Source organism: Pseudomonas frederiksbergensis (assembly GCF_001952935.1).
GTDB lineage: Bacteria > Pseudomonadota > Gammaproteobacteria > Pseudomonadales > Pseudomonadaceae > Aquipseudomonas > Aquipseudomonas frederiksbergensis.
In genome coordinates this window covers 6,058,427-6,072,527 of the sequence record NZ_CP018319.1, presented here as the reverse complement: position 1 = coordinate 6,072,527, position 14,101 = coordinate 6,058,427, and the positions used below count along the sequence as shown (strand labels likewise).

Sequence of the window (14,101 nt, the reverse complement as noted above, 5' to 3'; positions counted from 1 at the left end):
TGCGCACGCGGTTTTCCTGATGCACCGAGTCGTCAGGTTTTGCGACTGCTTCGCAGCCGAACGCAGGCTTCGCCAGCTGCTACAGGGACCCGTTGCGGACGCGCTTTTGTGGGAGCGGGCTTGCTCGCGAAAGCGGTGGGTCAGCTGCATTGATATTGGCTGACATGGCCTCATCGCGAGCGGGCTCGCTCCCACAGGGGGGGCGAATTAGCTGATTGATTGCAGCATTCGATGGAGCATGGCGTCGCAGGCTGTCAGTTGTTCGAGGCTGACGAATTCGTCGGGTTTATGGCCTTGATCCATGCTGCCGGGGCCGCAGACGACGGTGGGAATGCCTGCCGCATCGAATAGGCCGCCCTCGGTGCCGAAGGCGACGGTGCCAAATTCTCGGGAGCCGGAGAACGCAGCAATCAATTCAGCCGCTTCGCTCTGCGCATCGGTCGCCAACCCGGGATACGCGGACAACTCGCTAAATCGAATTTCACTCTGCTCACTCACCGCCCGCATGCGCGGCAACACCTGCTGCTCGGCATAGGCCTTCAGCTCCTGCGCAACGTGGCTTGGATCATGCGAGGGCAGGGCGCGGATTTCGAAGTCAAAGCGGCAATCGGCGGGGACGATGTTCAGTGCCTTGCCGCCGCAAATCACGCCGGTTTGCACGGTGCTGAACGGCGGATCGAAACGGGCGTCGTGATGCTCGGGGGCTTTGAGCCGGTTGCCGATCCGCCCCAGTTCACCGATCAGTTCGGCGGCGTATTCAATCGCATTGACCCCAAGCGGTGCGTACGCCGAATGGCACGCTTCACCGTGAATGTCGCAGCGCATCGCCAGTTTGCCCTTATGGCCCAGCACCGGTTTGAGCTCGGTCGGTTCGCCAATGATGCAGAGCATCGGTTTGACCGGGCGCTTTTCCAGTTCCGACAGCAACGAACGCACACCCAGGCAGCCGACTTCTTCATCATAGGAAAGCGCGATGTGCACCGGCAGCCGCAGCGTGGCGTTCACCAGCGACGGGACCAGGGCGAGTACGCAGGCGATGTAGCTTTTCATGTCCGCGGTGCCGCGACCGTACAGTTTGCCGTCGCGCTCGGTGAGTTCGAACGGCGCAACGGTCCATGGCTGGCCGTCGACGGGCACCACGTCGGTGTGCCCCGACAGCACGATGCCCGGCCGGTCCGCTGGGCCGATGGTCGCGAACAGGTTGGCCTTGCTGCGTTCATCGTTGTAGAGCAGTTCGCAAGGCACGTCGAAGCGTTCGAGGTAGTCGCGCACGAACTCGATGAGCTGCAGGTTTGATTCGCGGCTCGTTGTGTCGAACGCTATTAACGTTTTCAGCAAATCGCGGGTGTTGCTCATCGGTCGTCTCCGGCGACACCGTAGCCAGGGGAATTGTCGGGGGCGAGGGCGCGGTCGATGTAGTCCTGGACTTGTGGGCGATAGGCGTCCCAGAGTTTCTCAAGCTGGCCGATTGGATCGTGATCCGCCCAATCCACCCGCAGGTTGATGATCGGCCAGGTCAGTTCGCCGACCACCACCACCGCCGCCGAATGCACCGGCCCGGCTTCGCCACCCGCGGCGATGGCCGCTTTCATGGCCGCGAGCAGGCGGTCAGTCAGTTGGCCTTCGCCATGCTCGAAGGCCTCGACCATGGCCTCGATCACTGCACGGTCCGCCAGCATGTTGCCGGCCGCAACGCATTGGTCGCCGGACACGGCGTTGTGGTTACCCAGGGTTTGCGAACCGCTGAAATGCGCGGTGCGGCCGAGATGGTCAATCGCCGTGATCTGGCGATATTGGCTGTAGCCGTTGCGGGTCAGTACTTTGTCCAGTGCCTCGGCCGGTGCAAGGCCCTGTTCCATGAGACCGAGGACTTCCGGGCCGAGTGACGGCAAGGTGATGTTTTGTGTGGAGACGGCGCCGACACCCGGCAGCAGCCAGGGGCAACGGGCGCCGACGGCGATGCTCGAGGAGCTGATCGCAATGCCGAACTGACCGGTTTCGGGGCAACGTGCTGCGATGGAGAAGGTCATGGGGTTGTTCCTTGGTTAGCCTTGGCGAAATGGGTGTCTGGGTGGGCCCCTTCGCGAGCAAGCCCGCTCCCACAGGGGATCTGCGTCGTACACAAATCTGTGGTCACAGAAGATCCCTTGTGGGAGCGGGCTTGCTCGCGAAGGCCGCGCCTCGGTCTACTTCCTTAGTCGGGAATCACCGCAATCACATCAATCTCCATCAACCACTGCGGCTGCCCCAGTGCGGACACCACCAACCCGGTCGAAATCGGAAACACGCCCTTAAGCCACTTGCCGACCTCCTGATAAACCGGCTCGCGATACCGCGGATCGATCAGGTAAGTGGTGGTTTTAACGATATGGCTAAGGTCGCTACCAGCCTCTTCCAGCAACTGTTTGATGTTGCGCATGGCTTGCTCGGTTTGCGCTCGCGGATCGCCGAGGCCCACCAGGTTGCCTTCGAAATCAGTCCCGACCTGACCGCGAACATACACAGTGTTGCCGGCCCGGACGGCCTGGCACAGGTCATTGTCCAGGCTCTGGTTCGGGTAGGTTTCCTTGGTGTTGAACATGCGAATACGGGTATGGGTTGGCGTGGACATTTGAAGCTCCTAAAGAAAAATGGCTCAAGCGCTGACGGTTGCTTTATGGGCGGCCGGGACGGTTTCAGCCTCGCGTTGCGCGGCATCGTGGTAGTCGAGGTAGGAACGCTGGATGGCGATGTGATCCGCCACGTACTTGGCGTCGTGCCAAACGCCCCAGATGAACGAAGACCCGCGGCGGGACTGCCACGGCAGGCCGAGGAAATACACGCCCGGCTCGCTCGAGACGCCGCGCTGATGCGCTGGCTTGCCGTTGTCGTCGAAGGCATCAACCTTGAGCCAGCTGTAATCCGTGGCAAAACCGGTGGCCCAGATGATCGAGGTCACGCCGGCCTGGGCCAGGTCGAGTTCAAGAATCGGGTTGGTCACGCATTCCGGATCGGAAAAGGTCATGCGCGCTTCAGGTTCTTCCGGCAGGTCCAGGCCGTTGCGCTCGATGTAGGCATCGGCGGCGTTGAGCAGCGCCAGATAGTTCTCATCGCCGCGCGCCAGGTTCTCGGCAAGGTTCGGTTGAAAAGTCGCTACGCCACCGTTGAAGGATTGGGTCAAACCCACCAGCGTCATGCCGCGATGGGCCAGGCCACGGAAGTCCACCGTACGGCCGCCGTGTGCGCCGCTGACCGCGATGGTGACGTGTTCCCGGCCGGGTTTCATGGCGGCCTGATCCCATTCGCCCAGCACACCCAGCCACCAGCAGAAATCACGGTTGCGATAGGCGCGAGGAGGGCGGTCGTGGGCGCCGACCGAGAGGTAAACCTTCTTGCCGGCACGCTGCAGTTCATCGGCGATTTGCACGCCCGACGAACCGGCGCCGACGACCAGCACTGCACCCTCGGGCAGTTGCGCCGGGTTGCGGTATTCGGCCGAGTGGATTTGGGTGAATGGCTGATCTTTCGGCGCAATCGGCGGGATGACCGGACGCTGGAAAGGCCCGGTGGCGGCCACCACGCGGTTGGCCTCGATCACGCCTTCAGAGGTTTCAATGGTGAAGCCCGGGCGACCGACATTGCGCTCAACCTTCAGCACGTCCACGCCGGTGCGGATCGGGGCGTTGAATTTTTTGGCGTAGGCTTCGAAATAGTCGGCGACCCGTTCTTTTGGGGCGAAGTCGTCGGGGCTGAGGTCGTCGAAATCGAGACCGGGAAAACGGTCGTGCCAGGCCGGACCATTCGCCACCAGCGAATCCCAGCGTCCGGTGCGCCAGCGTTCGGCGATACGGTTGCGCTCCAGCACCAGGTGCGGCACCCCGAGTTTGCTCAAGTGTTCACTCATGGCCACGCCAGCCTGACCGGCGCCAACAATCAGCGTATCTGTTTTTATTTTTTCAGTGGTCATCTCAATACCCTTCGAAGTTGGATTTAGGTCGGTAACGGCCTGCCATTTCTTGGGGTCAAGACTAGGGATCACCCTGGTATCGGTAAAATATTATTAAGCTGGCATTTGAGTATAAATAACTGATGCAGAACGGCATCGAGTCCGGACACGGGGAATGGCGCTCAGAGAAATCTCCTTGAAAACAAAGTGCAAGCGCAAAAGAGCAGTCGTTGTGGATAGGTCGCGTTGTGATAGATCAAGTCTGAACTAAGCTGTTCGATGTGCTTGCCGATGGCGGGTCTTGACCGCCCCGGCACGGCTGAAAACCAGGATCACGCTGACACGGCCGCCGTGGCGAGGATGAGCGCATGCAAAGCACTGGAGAGCAAAAGCGGGCCCGTGTTCTTGATCCGGTCGACCGTGTCACGGAGGTCATTTTCGGCCTGCTCATGGCAATGACGTTCACTGGGACGATCAGCGTGGCCACATCTGGTCAGGAGGAGGAACGGACGATGATGATCGCCGCGCTGGGTTGCAACCTTGCCTGGGGGTTGGCAGACGCGGTGATGTATTTGCTGCGAACTCTGATCGAGCGCACGCGTAACCGTACGCTTCGCACCAATCTGCGTGATGCGACGGATGCCGCCGCCGGGCAAGCGCTCATTGCCGAGGCGTTACCCCCGCGTCTTGCCGCAGCAGCCGGCCCTGATGAGCTGGAATCGTTGCGCCGCCGCCTGGTCGAGTATTCATCCATGCCAGTACAACCGAATCTCGGTTGGGATGATTTCAAGGGCGCTGTCGGCGTTTTCCTGTTGGTGGTGTTCTCGACATTCCCGCTAGTCGTGCCGTTTCTGTTGCTCGACCAGACAGCGCTCGCTGTGCGCATGTCTAACCTGGTCGGACTTGTGGTGCTGTTCATCGCCGGTTGGATGCTATCGACGTACGCCGGCGCAAAACCGTGGCAAGGCGGACTCGCGATGGCCGTCACCGGCGCTGTACTGATTACTGCGATCATCGCCCTCGGCGGATGAGCAGATGGCAAACCCTAGGCTGTTTATTGGTGAGGTCTCGAACATGGCAAAAGACAAGAAAAAAGCCCCCAGGAGTAAAGCTGCTGAAACCACGAAACTTAAAAGCAAGGATTATCTCGAGCAGCTGCGTGGCCTGCATGTCGAGCTGGTCAAGTTACAGGAGTGGGTAAAAGCCAAGGGCGTCAAGATCTGCATCGTCTTCGAGGGGCGCGATGGCGCTGGCAAGGGCGGAACGATCAAGGCGATCACCGAACGCGTCAGCCCGCGTGTCTTTCGGGTGGTGGCGCTGACGGCGCCGAGTGATCGAGAAAAAAGCCAGATGTATGTCCAGCGTTACTTGCCATACCTTCCCGCGGCCGGCGAAGTGGTGATCTTCGATCGCAGTTGGTACAACCGGGCGGGCGTCGAGCGGGTGATGGGGTTCTGCACCAAAGAGCAGGTGGCCAGTTTCCTGAAGACAACGCCTTTGGTGGAGCGGGCAATCGTCGACTCGGGCGTGATCCTGCTCAAATACTGGCTGGAAGTCAGCGAAGAGGAGCAGACCCGCCGGCTTCAGGAGCGCATCAAGGATGGGCGCAAAATCTGGAAGTTGACCCCCATGGATCTCAAGTCATACAGCCGCTGGTATGACTATTCGCGCGCGCGTGACGACATGTTCCAGGCAACCGACACCAATCATGCCCCGTGGCTGGTGGCCAACTCCAACGACAAACGGCGGGCGCGCCTTAACATCATCTCCGATTTGCTCAGCCGCATCCCGTACAAGGAAGTCCCACGCGAGGAGGTGGTGTTGCCCAAGCGGCAGAAACCAGGTGGCTATAAAGAGCCGGATTATCCGCACCGGCGAGTGCCCGAAAAATTCTGACGGACACGTTCAAGCGGATCTGCGCGGTACACCTATAGGCCATAGCTTTATGAGCGATTCGGATGCTTCGTCTCCCGTCCCGGAACCGGGCCGGATTGCACACCGCAATACCAGCGTGCAATCCGGCTGGAGCCGCTGGCTTCCCGGGCTTCGCACGTTGCGCGAGTACCAGATTGCCTGGTTGCGTCACGACATCATGGCCGGGCTGGTGCTCACCACGATGTTGGTGCCCGTCGGCATCGCCTATGCCGTGGCTTCGGGCGTACCCGGCATCTATGGCCTCTATGCGACCATCGTTCCGCTACTCGCTTATGCATTGTTCGGGCCTAGTCGGATTCTGGTGCTCGGCCCGGATTCTTCACTGGCCGCGGTAATCCTGGCTGTCGTCCTGCCCTTGTCGGGCGGTGATCCGCATCGCGCCGTCGCACTTGCAAGCATGATGGCGATCGTTTCAGGCGTCGTCTGTATCCTGGCGGGCATCATGCGTTTGGGCTTCATTACCGAGTTGCTTTCCAAGCCGATCCGCTACGGGTACATGAACGGCATCGCGCTGACCGTATTGATCAGCCAACTGCCCAAGTTTTTCGGTTTTTCGATTGAGTCCGATGGCCCGCTGAGAAACATATGGGCAATCTTCAACGCGGTGATTGAAGGAAAGACCAACTGGGCTGCGTTCACGATCGGCGCCGCTACCTTGATCGTGATCCTGCTGCTCAAGGGCTTCAAGCGCGTACCGGGCATCCTGATCGCCGTGGCGGGCGCCACCATCGCCGTCGGTGTGCTGGACCTTGCCGAGCGTGCGGGTGTGTCGGTCCTCGGTGTTCTGCCACAAGGGTTACCTGCGTTCGCCATCCCCTGGATTACCCGCGCCGATATTGTCCCCGTGCTCATCGGCGGGTGCGCCGTTGCCTTGGTGTCGTTCGCCGACACCAGCGTGCTCTCGCGTGTCTATGCGGCACGGACCCGCACCTATGTCGATCCGAACCAGGAAATGGCGGGGCTCGGTTTTGCCAATCTGGCGGCTGGGTTTTTCCAGGGCTTTGCGATCAGCAGCAGTTCCTCACGGACCCCCGTGGCCGAAGCCGCTGGCGCCAAAACCCAGTTGACCGGGGTGGTCGGCGCGTTGGCCGTTGCCCTGCTGTTGATGGTGGCCCCCAACCTGTTGCAGAACTTGCCCACCAGCGCACTGGCAGCGGTCGTGATCGCGTCGGCCATCGGCCTGATTGAAGTCGCTGACCTGCGACGTATTTATCGCATCCAGCGCTGGGAATTCTGGCTCTCGATCGTTTGCACCGTCGGGGTGGCTGTGTTCGGTGCGATCGAGGGCATCGGGCTGGCCATCGTGATCGCTGTGATCGAATTTCTGTGGGATGGCTGGCGGCCGTATTCCGCGGTACTGGGGCGAGTCGATGGCGTCAAGGGCTACCACGACATCCAGCGCTATCCCGACGCGCACCTTATCCCCGGCCTGGTGCTGTTTCGCTGGGATGCGCCGTTGTTCTTCGCCAATGCCGAACTGTTCAATGACCGAGTGCTTGATGCGGTGGCAGCATCGCCTACGCCCGTGCGCTGGTTGGTGGTGGCGGCAGAACCCGTCACCAGTGTGGACGTGACCTCCGCCGACATGCTGGCTGAATTGGACGACACCTTGCACGCGGCGGGCATCAAGTTGTGCGTGGCCGAGATGAAAGACCCGGTCAAGGACAAGCTGAAGCGATTCGGGCTGTTCGCGCGGCTTGGCGAAACGGCGTTCTTTCCAACCATCGGCAATGCCGTCGACAGCTACCTGATGATCCATCCAGTGGAGGGCGCGCGCTGAGTCGCATCGGCGCCGAGTCGCTTGGGGTTTCCTGCCTTCTAGGTGCGCGAAGAGACAATCCGTACCAGAATGAGCGAACCCATTCCTCTTCTGGAGCACCAGGATGATCAGCAAAAACACGATTTGTCTGTGGTACGACGGCACCGCGCTGGAGGCTGCGACGTTCTACGCCAAAACCTTCCCGGACAGCGAGGTGGGAACTATTCTTCGCGCGCCTGGCGACTATCCGGCAGGCAAGCAGGGCGATGTCCTGACGGTTGAGTTCACGGTGATGGGCATTCCTTGTCTCGGGCTGAACGGGGGCTCGGGGGTCAAGCACAACGAGGCTTTTTCATTCCAGGTGGCGACCGACGACCAAGCCGAAACGGACCGCTTGTGGAACGCGATTGTCGGAAACGGCGGCCAGGAAAACGTATGCGGCTGGTGCCAGGACAAGTGGGGATTGTCATGGCAGATCACCCCACGGGTTCTGAGCGCCGCGATAGCCAATCCTGATCAAGCCGCGGCCAAACGCGCGTTCGACGCCATGATGGAGATGGGAAAGATCGACATCGCTGCGATTGAAGCGGCTGTTAAGGGTTAACCAGCGCTGCTTGGGGGCTACTGGGTTTTCCAGTGCCCTCCACCCGACTCGCAATCAATTTTTGCCTGACCCAAGTGCTCAGCGCCGTAGTAATACGTAGTGACCTTGGCATTGTTCGGAATAATCAGCGATGTGCTGCTCTTGTCCTTGCTGGTGGAGTGAGGATTGGCCAGTGACTCTTGCGTCAACGTGGCGACGCAAGTGGCCTGAGAATGATCGGCGCACTGTTCGACTTTTTTCTTGGTGCTGGTCAGCATTTCTTTGCTCTCGTTGCTGCATGACCAATCGATCGCGTTCACCGGCATGTTTTCGTACTCATAACAGCTATGCGTTTCGACCACCGGCACCGAAGGGCTTTGAGAGCGGGTCAGCACATCACAGCCTTCAGCCATGACCAGGGTCGGGCTTAGGCTGGCCAGCAAAAACAGCAGTCTACTGTTCATCGCGATTTCCTCTCCAATGGCGCCTTGTTTGAACAAAATCAGCGCTGATACGGTTTTGAAAACGCGATGAAGCGCGGGGTTCCATTGGTTTTCGGATCCGCTGTGGGCGGGGGGGCAAAAAGCGCAGGCCCGATGGTATGCTCGCCGCGCCACGCGCTGGCAATCCAGGGAACACTCTTTAAGGAAGGGATGGCGGATGATCGATTTCAACAACAAAGGCTTTTTCAAACTCAAGCAAAACAACGAGTACGCGGAGCGAGTCACCGCGCTGCTGCTGGACGGTGAACAGGTCATTGATGCCTACAAATCCATGCGCGATGGCGTGGTGTTTACCAACAAGCGAATCATTGCGGTGAACGTGCAAGGCATCACCGGCAGCAAAAAAGACTTCACTTCGTTGCCCTACAAAAACATCGTCGCTTACTCCGTGGAAACCTCGGGCACGTTCGACCTGGATTCTGAGCTGGAAATCTACTTCTCGGCGCTGGGCAGAGTGAAGTTTGAATTCACCGGCAGGACGTCAATGGTCGAGATTTCCAAACTTATCTCACAGCATTTGTTGGGCTGAGCCCCGATTTTCACGGTTATTACGGCGAGCTCCAATGCGAACGCCGATTACCCAGGGAGAGCGACATGAGCCAGACACTGGAACGCGCCATTGCCATCGCCGCCTCCGCGCACGAAGGCCAGGTCGACAAGGGCGGCACCCCTTACATTCTGCATCCGCTGAAAGTCATGTTGCGGGTCAATACGCTGGAGGAACGCATCGTCGCGGTGCTGCATGACGTGGTCGAGGACTGCGGCATCAGCCTTGATGACCTGCGCAAGGAAGGCTTCAGCGAAGCCGTTCTGACCGCCATCGAGTCCGTCACTAAAGTGCCGGGCGAGTCCTATGAAACCTTCGTCGAACGCGCGGCGCAGAACCCGATAGGCCGGGTGGTGAAACTGGCGGACCTGGAAGAGAACAGCGACTTGTCGCGGATCGCGCAGCCGTCGTGGGAAGACCTGGAACGCGTTGAAAAATATCGGCGGGCGATTGGCGTGTTGCGTTCCTGACGAGCCGAATAAATAGATCTGTCCCCATTCCCTTCCAGATCGCCCTCTCCCTGGCAGGAGAGGGCGAGTGCCAGCCTCAGGTGTGATGAATGTCCCGATCCTTGGTTTCCGGCAGGAAGAACGTGCCAAGAATGGCCGTCATCACGGCGATGACAATCGGGTACCACAGCCCGTAGTAGATATCACCGGTGGCCGCGACCATGGCGAACGCCACCGTCGGCAGAAATCCGCCGAACCATCCGTTGCCGATGTGGTAGGGCAGCGACATCGAGGTGTAGCGGATGCGCGCCGGGAACAGTTCCACCAGCCAGGCGGCGATTGGGCCGTAGACCATGGTCACGTAGATTACGAGGATGGTCAGGAGCAGCAGCACCATCGGGTAATTGGTCTTGGCCGGGTCGGCCTTCTCGGGGTAGCCGGCATCCTTGAGCGCGGTACCGAGGGTGGCGGCGAAGGCGTCGTTCTTGGCTTTGAAGTCGGCGGCCGGCATGCCGGTGCCCTCGAAGCTCTGGATCACTTTGCCGCCGATGCGGACCTGCGCGACGGTCCCCGGTTCGGCCTTCTCGTTCTGGTAGGGAATGGCCCTTTTCGCCAGCACGGTCTTGGCCAGGTCGCAGGAACTGGTGAATTTGGCCTTGCCCACCGGGTCGAACTGGAATGAACACTGGCCGGGATCGGCGACCACCGTGACCGGGTTCTTCTCCTGTGCGACGAACACGTCGGGGTTACCGTATTGGGTCAACGCATTGAAGATCGGGAAGTAGGTCACTGCCGCCAGGATGCAGCCGGCCATGATGATCCCCTTGCGGCCGATGCGGTCGGACAGGCTGCCGAATATGACGAAAAACGGCGTACCGATCAGCAAAGAGCCGGCAATCAGCAGGTTGGCGGTCTGCGCTTCGATCTTCAGCGTTTGCAGCAGGAAGAACAGCGCGTAGAACTGCCCGGTGTACCAGACGACGGCCTGGCCGGCAGTGCCGCCGAGCAGGGCCATGATCACGATCTTGAGGTTTTCCCAGCGGGCGAAGGATTCGGTCAGCGGCGCCTTGGACGACTTGCCTTCTTCCTTCATTTTCAAGAACACCGGTGACTCGCTGAGTTGCAGGCGGATGTACACCGAAATGATCAGCAGCAGGATCGACAGCAGGAAGGGAATCCGCCAGCCCCAGGCCTCGAACGCTTCGGTGCCGAGAATGGTTCGGCAGGCGAGGATTACCAGCAGGGAGAGGAACAGGCCGAGGGTCGCGGTGGTCTGGATCCACGAGGTGAAGTAGCCCCGTTTGCCTTTCGGCGCATGCTCGGCCACGTAGGTCGCCGCGCCGCCGTATTCACCGCCCAGGGCCAGGCCTTGCAGCAGGCGCAGGGTGATCAGGATGATCGGCGCCGCCACGCCGATGGTCGCGTAGCCCGGCAAAAAGCCCACGACGGCGGTGGAAATACCCATGATCACGATGGTGATGAGAAAGGTATGTTTGCGTCCGATCATGTCCCCCAGTCGGCCGAACACGATGGCGCCGAAGGGGCGTACCGCGAAGCCCGCAGCGAACGCGAGCAGCGCAAAGATGAAGGAGGTTGTCTCATTGACGCCGGCGAAGAAGTGTTTGGCAATGATCGCCGCGAGAGACCCATAAAGGTAGAAGTCGTACCACTCGAATACGGTGCCCAGGGACGAGGCAAAAATGACCTTGCGCTCCTCCTTGGTGATCCCGTGGCGGGGCGCGCTGCTCGTGGAAGTGTTGTCGATTGCGGCCATGAGTTTTCTCCGTCGTTCTTGTTATAGGCCGGAGTACCTCGTTACCTTTTTGCCGCACCCAGGCCCTGGGACTGATGTCGTCGGATTACGGATTGCGCGAAGCATGCACACAGGCTGACGGCCTCGCATCGCTGCAAGGTTTACTGAAGCATAATCGGCTTCTCGCAGATATCCACTCGCCATCAAGTTCGCCCCAAGGCTGATTCCCCCCTGTGAGCCGCATCACGATCCGGCGCGGCAATTGTTTTCTGAATGAGATCTCTGCAAACCAGCCCTGTAGGAGCAAAGCTTGCTCGCGATGCTGTTGGCGTTCCCGAGGGCCCCATCGCGGGCAAGCCATGCTCCGACAAATGATGTGCGCGTCACTTAATGTGGGAGCGTCTTGATCACGTACCCATAGGCTCGAATGCGATCGCCTTCCTGTTTCAAGTACACACCCTGCAGTTCCGGCGTGAAGCCAGGAAGCGAGTTGATACCTTCTTCCAGCGCCAGGAAGTACTTGAGCACCGCGCCGCCCCATATTTCCCCGGGCACCACGCAGAGCACGCCGGGTGGATAGGGAAGGGCACCTTCGGCAGCGATGCGACCCTGCGCGTCAGCCAGCGCCACCAGTTCGACGTTGCCACGGATGAATTCGAACTGCGCTGCTTGCGGGTTCATCGCCTTTTTCGGGAAGTGTTCCTTGCGGAACATTGCCTTCTGCAAATGCTGCACGTCGTGGGTGCGGTAGAGGTCGTGCATCTCCTGGCAGAGTTGGCGAATGGTGTAGTTGCGATAGCGCTCCTGATGCTGCGCATAGATGGCCGGCAATACCCGGCTCATCGGCGCGTCATCACTGATGAAGCGTTCAAAACGCGCGATCTGTGAGGCGAGATGCGTCATTTTTGCCCAGTCTTCGGCCGGGGTGAGCAGGAACAGAATCGAGTTCAGGTCGCACTTTTCCGGAACGATGCCATTCTCGCGCAGGAAGTTGGCGAGGATGCCGGCATGGATACCGAAGTCGGTGTAACTGCCATCGACCGGGTCGATGCCGGGCGTGGTGAACAGCAACTTGCACGGGTCGATGAAGTATTGCTTGTCGGCGTAACCGCTGAAGGCGTGCCAGCGATCCTTCGGATGGAACTCGAAAAAGCGGATGTCGTTGGCGATGTCTTCGGTGGGGTGGTCCTGCCAGGGGCGACCGTCAATGGTGTCCGGCACAAAGGGGCGAACCATGGTGCACGCTTCCAGGATCAACTTGCGCGCGTCGATGCCGAACTTCACGCAGTCCTCCCACAGGCGCAGGCCGCTACGGCCGGAATGGATGCGCGCGTTCACATCCAGCGAGGCGAACAGCGGGTAGAACGGGCTGGTGGAGGCTTGGGCCATGAAGGCGTTATTCAGCTGCGCATGGCTGCAATAACGGGCCTGGCCCTTGATGTGCCGATCTTTCTTGTGGATCTGCGAGGCCTGGGAAAACCCCGCCTGCTGTTTGTGCACCGATTGCGTGACAAAGATGCCGGGATCGTTTTCATGCAGGTCCAGCAGCAGCGGCGAGCAGTCCTTCATCATCGGGATGAACTGTTCGTAGCCCACCCACGCCGAGTCAAACAGGATGTAGTCGCACAGTTTGCCGATGCGATCGACGACTTGCCGGGCGTTGTAGACGGTGCCGTCATAAGTGCCCAGCTGAATGATCGCCAGGCGAAACGGCCGTGGCAGTCGGGCCTTGTCCGGTGCGACTTCGCTGATGAGTTCGCGCAGGTAGCCTTCTTCGAAACAATGGGCGTCGATCCCGCCGATGAACCCATAAGGATTGCGTGCGGTTTCCAGATAAACAGGGGTAGCCCCAGCCTGGATCAATGCACCCTGGTGATTGGATTTGTGGTTGTTGCGGTCGAACAGCACCAGATCGCCAGGCGTGAGCAATGCGTTGGTCACCACCTTGTTCGACGCCGAGGTGCCGTTGAGCACGAAGTAGGTCTTGTCGGCGTTGAACACTTTCGCGGCGTGTTTTTGCGCCAGAAGCGCCGGGCCTTCGTGGATCAGCAAATCGCCGAGTTTGACGTCGGCGTTGCACATGTCGGCGCGAAACAGGGTTTCGCCGAAGAAGTCGAAGAACTGCCGGCCCGCCGGGTGTTTGCGAAAGAACTGGCCGCCCTGGTGACCCGGGCAGGCGAAGGTCGCGTTGGCTGACTCGGTGTAGTGCTTGAGCGCGTCGAAGAACGGCGGCAGCAGACTGTCTTCATAGGCTTTTGCCGCGGTCTCCAATTGGTTGCCATGGTATTCAGCGTTGTTGCGCGAGGGGTCAAAAATGCCATTTACCTGAAGCAGAACATCTTGCAGGTGCTGGTAGACGTCCCGGGCGCGGTTGCCGGAACCGGGGGAGGCAACGAGGAAAATGGGGATATCGAAACCGGTTCGCTGCAAGGTGTCCAGGGCGCCCGCCATCACATCCTCGACAGAGAACACCGCAACCGCGATATCGGTGTAGTCGGTTTGATTGAGTGGAATGACTTCTCGGGAGGTCTGGAAACACTCGAACGCGGAATCACTGGCGGCAATTTTCAGGGCTGCTTTCATGCGGGGGAAATCTCCTGGCGGACAGTCACTTGTCGGCTTTTTTCAAGAGATCAATTTAGCGAGG

13 protein-coding genes are annotated in these 14,101 nt (G+C 59.9%); 6 read left to right on the top strand and 7 right to left on the bottom strand.

Going from position 1 to position 14,101, the window contains the following annotated elements:
* Positions 1–207: 207 nt before the first annotated feature.
* From argE to PFAS1_RS28355, 4 genes are all read right to left on the bottom strand, one after another.
* Positions 208–1,356, bottom strand: a complete 1,149-nt coding sequence (gene argE / locus PFAS1_RS28370; RefSeq protein WP_076031430.1) for an acetylornithine deacetylase — start codon at positions 1,354–1,356, stop codon at positions 208–210.
* On the bottom strand, positions 1,353–2,030 hold the full coding sequence (locus tag PFAS1_RS28365; protein ID WP_076031429.1) for a DUF1028 domain-containing protein: 678 nt from the start codon (positions 2,028–2,030) through the stop codon (positions 1,353–1,355). The genes argE and PFAS1_RS28365 overlap by 4 nt, the downstream gene beginning before the upstream one ends.
* A gap of 164 nt (positions 2,031–2,194) precedes the next feature.
* Positions 2,195–2,611 carry a RidA family protein gene (locus PFAS1_RS28360; RefSeq protein ID WP_076031428.1) on the bottom strand — a complete coding sequence of 139 codons (417 nt, stop codon included), beginning with the start codon at positions 2,609–2,611 and terminating at the stop codon, positions 2,195–2,197.
* Positions 2,612–2,635: 24 nt separating this feature from the next.
* The gene (locus tag PFAS1_RS28355) at positions 2,636–3,946 is read right to left on the bottom strand and encodes a flavin-containing monooxygenase (RefSeq protein ID WP_076031427.1); all 1,311 of its coding nucleotides are present in this window, start codon (positions 3,944–3,946) and stop codon (positions 2,636–2,638) included.
* A gap of 347 nt (positions 3,947–4,293) precedes the next feature.
* On the opposite strand from PFAS1_RS28355, the gene PFAS1_RS28350 reads away from it, so the two are divergent.
* The 4 genes from PFAS1_RS28350 (at position 4,294) to PFAS1_RS28335 (ending at position 8,223) form a co-directional block, all read left to right on the top strand.
* Entirely contained in the window at positions 4,294–4,956 is a 663-nt protein-coding gene (locus PFAS1_RS28350) for a VIT1/CCC1 transporter family protein (protein ID WP_076031426.1), read from the top strand.
* Positions 4,957–4,999: 43 nt separating this feature from the next.
* On the top strand, positions 5,000–5,821 hold the full coding sequence (gene ppk2 / locus PFAS1_RS28345) for a polyphosphate kinase 2 (protein ID WP_076031425.1): 822 nt from the start codon (positions 5,000–5,002) through the stop codon (positions 5,819–5,821).
* A 49-nt stretch (positions 5,822–5,870) separates the two neighbouring features.
* Positions 5,871–7,640 (top strand): SulP family inorganic anion transporter, encoded by a 1,770-nt coding sequence (locus PFAS1_RS28340; protein WP_076031424.1) that lies wholly within the window; start codon positions 5,871–5,873, stop codon positions 7,638–7,640.
* 103 nt (positions 7,641–7,743) lie between these two features.
* Positions 7,744–8,223 carry a VOC family protein gene (locus PFAS1_RS28335; RefSeq protein ID WP_074875872.1) on the top strand — a complete coding sequence of 160 codons (480 nt, stop codon included), beginning with the start codon at positions 7,744–7,746 and terminating at the stop codon, positions 8,221–8,223.
* A 17-nt stretch (positions 8,224–8,240) separates the two neighbouring features.
* Here PFAS1_RS28335 and PFAS1_RS28330 read toward each other — a convergent pair whose 3' ends face one another.
* Positions 8,241–8,666 carry a hypothetical protein gene (locus PFAS1_RS28330; protein WP_076031423.1) on the bottom strand — a complete coding sequence of 142 codons (426 nt, stop codon included), beginning with the start codon at positions 8,664–8,666 and terminating at the stop codon, positions 8,241–8,243.
* A gap of 196 nt (positions 8,667–8,862) precedes the next feature.
* Here PFAS1_RS28330 and PFAS1_RS28325 point away from each other — a divergent pair, with 196 nt between their 5' ends.
* Positions 8,863–9,234 carry a PH domain-containing protein gene (locus tag PFAS1_RS28325; RefSeq protein ID WP_046049313.1) on the top strand — a complete coding sequence of 124 codons (372 nt, stop codon included), beginning with the start codon at positions 8,863–8,865 and terminating at the stop codon, positions 9,232–9,234.
* 65 nt (positions 9,235–9,299) lie between these two features.
* Positions 9,300–9,722, top strand: a complete 423-nt coding sequence (locus PFAS1_RS28320; RefSeq protein ID WP_076031422.1) for an HD domain-containing protein — start codon at positions 9,300–9,302, stop codon at positions 9,720–9,722.
* A gap of 76 nt (positions 9,723–9,798) precedes the next feature.
* On the opposite strand, the gene PFAS1_RS28315 is transcribed toward PFAS1_RS28320, so the two are convergent.
* Positions 9,799–11,475, bottom strand: coding sequence for an MFS transporter (locus tag PFAS1_RS28315; protein ID WP_076031421.1), 1,677 nt, complete (start codon positions 11,473–11,475; stop codon positions 9,799–9,801).
* 366 nt (positions 11,476–11,841) lie between these two features.
* Complete coding sequence (gene speF / locus PFAS1_RS28310) at positions 11,842–14,037, bottom strand: ornithine decarboxylase SpeF (protein WP_076031420.1); 2,196 nt, start codon at positions 14,035–14,037, stop codon at positions 11,842–11,844.
* Positions 14,038–14,101 lie beyond the last annotated feature (64 nt).

Excerpts from the sequence above, each read along its gene's own strand:
- PFAS1_RS28315 (WP_076031421.1), bottom strand. The coding sequence starts at position 11,475 with ATGGCCGCAATCGACAACACTTCCACGAGCAGCGCGCCCCGCCACGGG.
- speF (WP_076031420.1), bottom strand. The coding sequence starts at position 14,037 with ATGAAAGCAGCCCTGAAAATTGCCGCCAGTGATTCCGCGTTCGAGTGT.
- PFAS1_RS28365 (WP_076031429.1), bottom strand. The coding sequence starts at position 2,030 with ATGACCTTCTCCATCGCAGCACGTTGCCCCGAAACCGGTCAGTTCGGC.
- PFAS1_RS28335 (WP_074875872.1), top strand. The coding sequence starts at position 7,744 with ATGATCAGCAAAAACACGATTTGTCTGTGGTACGACGGCACCGCGCTG.
- PFAS1_RS28330 (WP_076031423.1), bottom strand. The coding sequence starts at position 8,666 with ATGAACAGTAGACTGCTGTTTTTGCTGGCCAGCCTAAGCCCGACCCTG.
- PFAS1_RS28360 (WP_076031428.1), bottom strand. The coding sequence starts at position 2,611 with ATGTCCACGCCAACCCATACCCGTATTCGCATGTTCAACACCAAGGAA.
- PFAS1_RS28325 (WP_046049313.1), top strand. The coding sequence starts at position 8,863 with ATGATCGATTTCAACAACAAAGGCTTTTTCAAACTCAAGCAAAACAAC.
- PFAS1_RS28355 (WP_076031427.1), bottom strand. The coding sequence starts at position 3,946 with ATGACCACTGAAAAAATAAAAACAGATACGCTGATTGTTGGCGCCGGT.
- ppk2 (WP_076031425.1), top strand. The coding sequence starts at position 5,000 with ATGGCAAAAGACAAGAAAAAAGCCCCCAGGAGTAAAGCTGCTGAAACC.
- PFAS1_RS28350 (WP_076031426.1), top strand. The coding sequence starts at position 4,294 with ATGCAAAGCACTGGAGAGCAAAAGCGGGCCCGTGTTCTTGATCCGGTC.
- PFAS1_RS28320 (WP_076031422.1), top strand. The coding sequence starts at position 9,300 with ATGAGCCAGACACTGGAACGCGCCATTGCCATCGCCGCCTCCGCGCAC.
- PFAS1_RS28340 (WP_076031424.1), top strand. The coding sequence starts at position 5,871 with ATGAGCGATTCGGATGCTTCGTCTCCCGTCCCGGAACCGGGCCGGATT.
- argE (WP_076031430.1), bottom strand. The coding sequence starts at position 1,356 with ATGAGCAACACCCGCGATTTGCTGAAAACGTTAATAGCGTTCGACACA.